This window comes from Plantactinospora solaniradicis (genome assembly GCF_042658085.1).
GTDB classification, from domain to species: domain Bacteria; phylum Actinomycetota; class Actinomycetes; order Mycobacteriales; family Micromonosporaceae; genus Plantactinospora; species Plantactinospora solaniradicis.
In genome coordinates this window covers 1-572 of sequence record NZ_JBHSPR010000103.1, presented here as the reverse complement: position 1 = coordinate 572, position 572 = coordinate 1, and the positions used below count along the sequence as shown (strand labels likewise).

Sequence of the window (572 nt, the reverse complement as noted above, 5' to 3'; positions counted from 1 at the left end):
GGACCGGATCGGGGTACGCGACAACTTCTTCACCCTGGGCGGGCATTCCCTGCTCGCCACGCAGGTGGTGTCCCGGATCCGGGCCGTGTTCGCCGTGGAGGTGCCGGTCGCGGCGTTGTTCGACGGTCCGACGATCGCGGGTCTCGCCGAGGTGATCGACGCCGCGTCGCCGGGTGTGGTGGCGGCGCCGATCGTGCCGGTGGACCGCGACGGGTTGTTGCCGTTGTCGTTCGCGCAGCAGCGGTTGTGGTTCCTGGCCCAGCTCGACCCCGGCTCGGTCGAGTACAACATGCCGATGCCGATCCACCTGGCCGGTGAGGTTGATGTGGCGGTGTTGGCCGTGGCGTTGGGTGGGTTGGTGGCCCGGCATGAGGTGCTACGGACCCGGCTGGTCGCCGATGCTGACGGGGTGCCGTGGCAGGTGGTCGACCCGCCGGCGTCGTTCGATCTGCCGTTGATCGACCTGTCGGGTGAGGATGACCCGGTCGCGGCTGCGGAGGCGTGGCTGGCTGCGGATGCGGTGGTGCCGTTCGATCTGGCGGCTGGGCCGTTGTTCCGGGCGAGCCTGCTGC

1 protein-coding gene is annotated in these 572 nt (G+C 70.1%); it reads left to right on the top strand.

Annotated features, from left to right (window positions below; all coding sequences use genetic code 11):
• A partial coding sequence (locus ACFP2T_RS47065; RefSeq protein ID WP_377434363.1) for a condensation domain-containing protein occupies window positions 1-572 on the top strand: 572 nt, incomplete at both ends.